The organism is Planctopirus hydrillae, assembly GCF_001707835.1.
Lineage (GTDB): Bacteria > Planctomycetota > Planctomycetia > Planctomycetales > Planctomycetaceae > Planctopirus > Planctopirus hydrillae.
The window spans coordinates 1-3,737 of sequence record NZ_LYDR01000028.1 but is presented as its reverse complement, the minus strand read 5'-3'; the positions used below and the strand labels follow the sequence as shown (position 1 = coordinate 3,737).

Genomic DNA, 3,737 nt, shown 5'->3' with positions numbered 1-3,737 from the left:
AGCCCGGCACCTTCGAACTCCTCCGCAATCCCGAACTGCTCAACTACGCCTTCAGCCCTTAACTTGATGCGTATGGGGCGGATGAAGACATCCGACCCCTGCCACCCGCCGTTGTGATCGTTCTCATGAGATCATTCTCAGGAAGCGACAGCGCAGTGATGTTTGAGAAGGCATGCTTGCCCAGAGCTGCAAGCATGGCACATGAAGAGAGATTGTTTCACTGAAAGCGTATGGGTTGTCTGTCAGTGGTGAGGTCAACCAAAAAACAAAAAAGCCCGTCTCTCATGAGACGAGCTTTTGTAATTCACGTTTTGTGGCAGTCGGCTGAATGCTAAGAGTTCAAACCCGCATTCATTTCAGAACTAGGAACTCATCACTCGCTGAAGTTTGGCGCGGCGATCTGCACGACGGCGTGTGCGACGCTTCGTTTCACTGGGCTTTTCGTAGAATTCGCGGCGGCGCATTTCCTTCTTGATACCAGCATGCTCAACCAGCTTACGGAATCGCTTGACAGCATCATTGATCGACTCATTTTCGCGCAACCGCAGCTTTACCACGAAAAAACTCCTTCATTCTGTGTCTGCATCGGAATGGCCCTGAATGGGATAAAACCACCGGAAAAGCCCGCTAGGCTGCCACTGTGTAATACATAAATGTAATCGATGGAAAACGATTCGCCAACTGTCCGAAGCAGGAAATCGTGGTCTTGACCGTAATTTATGGCAGAAAACAACTTACGCACTCCAATAGACCGCCCTTTGCCAAGTTTTGACGACAAAATGCAGGGCAAATGTATGGCACTCTCTCTTCGAGACCCATCCTCCGTTGATTGATCAGTTTTTGCCGAATTTACCGGTTCAGCAGAACTTACCTGGAACATGCTTTTCAGACCCAGGAACTCACAATCAATGTTCTGGGTCAGTGCTGTTGACTTGCGGCGACCTGTTCTGGCGATATACTCGCCAGACCTGTTTGCCAGCTCACTTTGTGATTTGTGCCTCAAACGGGAAGAGCAAAAATTCTTCCTGGAAACGCAGTGACAAGAAGCTGACAGCAACAAAGCAGGTTTCATCGATTGCCGTAATGCCCAGGTGGCGGAACTGGCAGACGCGCTAGGTTGAGGGCCTAGTGGGGTAACTCCCGTGCAGGTTCGATTCCTGTCCTGGGCACTTGGTGAAACCTGAGGTTCGATTTGCAGAAGTCCGGCTGACTCGATGAGTGAGCCGGACTTCTGCTTTTTAAGCCATGGCGCACTCCGGATTACTCGGGCATCTGAAGCTAGTTTTATAGTGAGTTTCTCGCCAAAGAGTTGCGGTTAGTCTATTTCGAACTCCCCAGCAATATTCACCATCCTGGCCATTGAGAATCGAAAAGCGATGGTGGCCAATCTTCATGATGTTTGGCGACCATCGCTTTTCCTTACCAAACCGTGGCCTGCTGAGTGGTCTTCTGCTTCAATCCAAGGGACAATCTCAATATTGAACCTGATAAGACGTTTGTCGTTCTCTCCTGGCGATGTCAGACCAACCCGAACATTACAGCGATTAAGGATCCCGGCTCATGACGGAAACTCGCATCGAAACTGATTCCATGGGTGAAGTTCATGTCCCTGCCAAGGCCTATTACAGTGCTCAGACTAAGCGGGCGATTGAAAACTTCCCTGTTTCTGGCTGGACACTGCACCCGGAACTGATTCGAGCCATGGGCTGGGTCAAGTATGCCTGTGGAGTTGCCAATCGAGATCTTGGCAAGCTCACTCACTCGGGAAAGAACAAGCTGACCGACCAGCAAGTGCAGTTCATGCTCGATGCGGCACTGGAAGTGGCCCATGGAAAATGGGATGGCGAGTTCCCGATTGATGTTTTCCAGACAGGTTCTGGAACCTCGAGTAACATGAACGTCAATGAGGTCATTTCCAACCGCGCCATTGAGCTGGCTGGTGGTGATCGATTTGAAGCGAAAAAGCCAATTCACCCCAATGATCATGTCAATATGGGGCAGTCTACGAACTGTACTTTCCCGACGGCCATCCATGTGGCAGTCGCGCATTCCATCAAAACTCAACTGATTCCTGCACTGAAGAGTCTGGCGAATACGCTCGATGAAAAGGCCAAAGCGTGGGATAAAGTTCTGAAAATTGGCCGCACACATCTGGCCGATGCAACACCGATTCGGCTGGGTCAGGAATTCAGTGGTTTTGCCCGCCAGCTTGAGCTTTCCGTTCAAAGGGCTCAGCAGGCGATGGCAGCCGTGATGGAACTTCCGGTGGGTGGTACTGCAGTTGGAACAGGCATCAACACACACCCTGAGTTCAGCAGCCGGGTCTGTGCCGTTCTGGCCAAAGAGCTGGATATTCCCTTTATCGAAGCTGTGAACCATTTTGAGGCCAACGCCCAGCGTGACGGGCTGGTCGAGTGTCATGGCCATTTGCGGGCGATTGCCGTCACGCTCTTCAATGTGGCCAACAATATTCGCTGGCTCGGTTCGGGCCCACGATGCGGTTTTTATGAAGTGATCCTGGCGGATCTTCAGCCGGGAAGTTCAATCATGCCCGGGAAGGTGAACCCGGTCATGTGTGAGAGCCTGATGCAGGTAGCGGCACTGGTGATGGGAAATGATCAGACGGTGGCCTTCAGTGGTGCCACAGGCGGAAACTTCCAATTGAACATCATGATGCCAGTCATGGGGCAGACGACAGTCGGGAGTGTGGTGGTGATGGCTGGGGGTGTCAAAGCCTTTGATGATCTCTGTGCAAAACTGATGGAGGCCAATCCTGAAGCTTGTGAAGCCTCTATTGAAAAGAGTCTTGCCATGGTGACCAGCCTGAATCCGTACATTGGCTACGAGAAGGCTGCACAACTGGCTAAAGAAGCATTCAAAACCGGTAAGACCATTCGGCAATTGTGCCTTGAACAGAAGATTCTTTCCGAGGAACAACTCACAGAGGCTCTCGACCCTTACAGCATGACGGAACCTCATGCCTGATCTCGAACTCGATTGATACGTCGAACTCAACAAATGCGGCCCGATCATACCTGATCAGGCCGCATTTGTGTTTGCGTCAACGTGGAATCTCAAACCGAGATCCTTATGCCGCCATGGCAGAGAGCATCTCTTCTGCGACAGCATGGATATGTTCGGCCGTCAAGCGGGCGAGGTTTTCTGAGTATCCCACCAGCAGAGCGAAATCGCACAGGCGGTTGATTCTGCGAGGAACTCCCGAGGAGAGGAGATGAATCGCCTGCAGGGCATCGGTCGAAAACACATTGGCCCGACACCCGGCGGCAGCCATCCGCCCGGTGACGTACTGGGTCGTTTCTTCCAGCGAGAGTGGTAAGAGCAGACATTTGAAGGCCATCCGCTCATCGAGTGGTCTCATCCGCTTGATCGCGCTGACCAGCTCCAGTTGCCCGGCAAAGATCGTAACCAGTTCCATTTTTCCCGGCTGAGAAAAATTCATCAGCGACTGAATCACTCCAAAGACCCTCCGGTCTTCGATCAACTGAGCATCATCAAAGAGAAGAATTGTTTTGGTGCCTGCGGCAGTCAGTGCTGTCAGGTGCTGCTCGATCATTTGCAGGCTGGAATCTGCAGTGACGGGACGATGGTCTCCGGTGGCAGCATGGACGAGTTTGGAGGCAATGTATCCCAGAAGTTCGGCGAAGACGCTCTGCACGCCACCCGCGCTGCTGTGGAAGAAGGCATTCTTCCTGGTGGCGGGGTCGCCCTGCTCCGCG

The 3,737-nt window shown here is 52.3% G+C and carries 3 protein-coding genes and 1 tRNA gene; 2 read left to right on the top strand and 2 right to left on the bottom strand.

Annotated elements, in window-relative coordinates; all coding sequences use genetic code 11:
- Positions 1–362: 362 nt before the first annotated feature.
- Positions 363–557, bottom strand: a complete 195-nt coding sequence (rpsU, locus tag A6X21_RS02110; protein ID WP_013109127.1) for a 30S ribosomal protein S21 — start codon at positions 555–557, stop codon at positions 363–365.
- A gap of 528 nt (positions 558–1,085) precedes the next feature.
- On the opposite strand from rpsU, the gene A6X21_RS02100 reads away from it, so the two are divergent.
- Together A6X21_RS02100 and A6X21_RS02095 are read left to right on the top strand one after the other, a co-directional pair.
- Positions 1,086–1,169: transfer RNA gene (locus A6X21_RS02100), tRNA-Leu, on the top strand.
- A gap of 391 nt (positions 1,170–1,560) precedes the next feature.
- Entirely contained in the window at positions 1,561–2,985 is a 1,425-nt protein-coding gene (locus A6X21_RS02095) for a class II fumarate hydratase (RefSeq protein ID WP_068845779.1), read from the top strand.
- 103 nt (positions 2,986–3,088) lie between these two features.
- Here the strand turns inward: A6X21_RS02095 and A6X21_RS02090 are convergent.
- Positions 3,089–3,737, bottom strand: a 649-nt coding sequence (locus A6X21_RS02090) for an ExeA family protein (RefSeq protein ID WP_068845777.1), incomplete at its 5' end; no start/stop codon positions are given.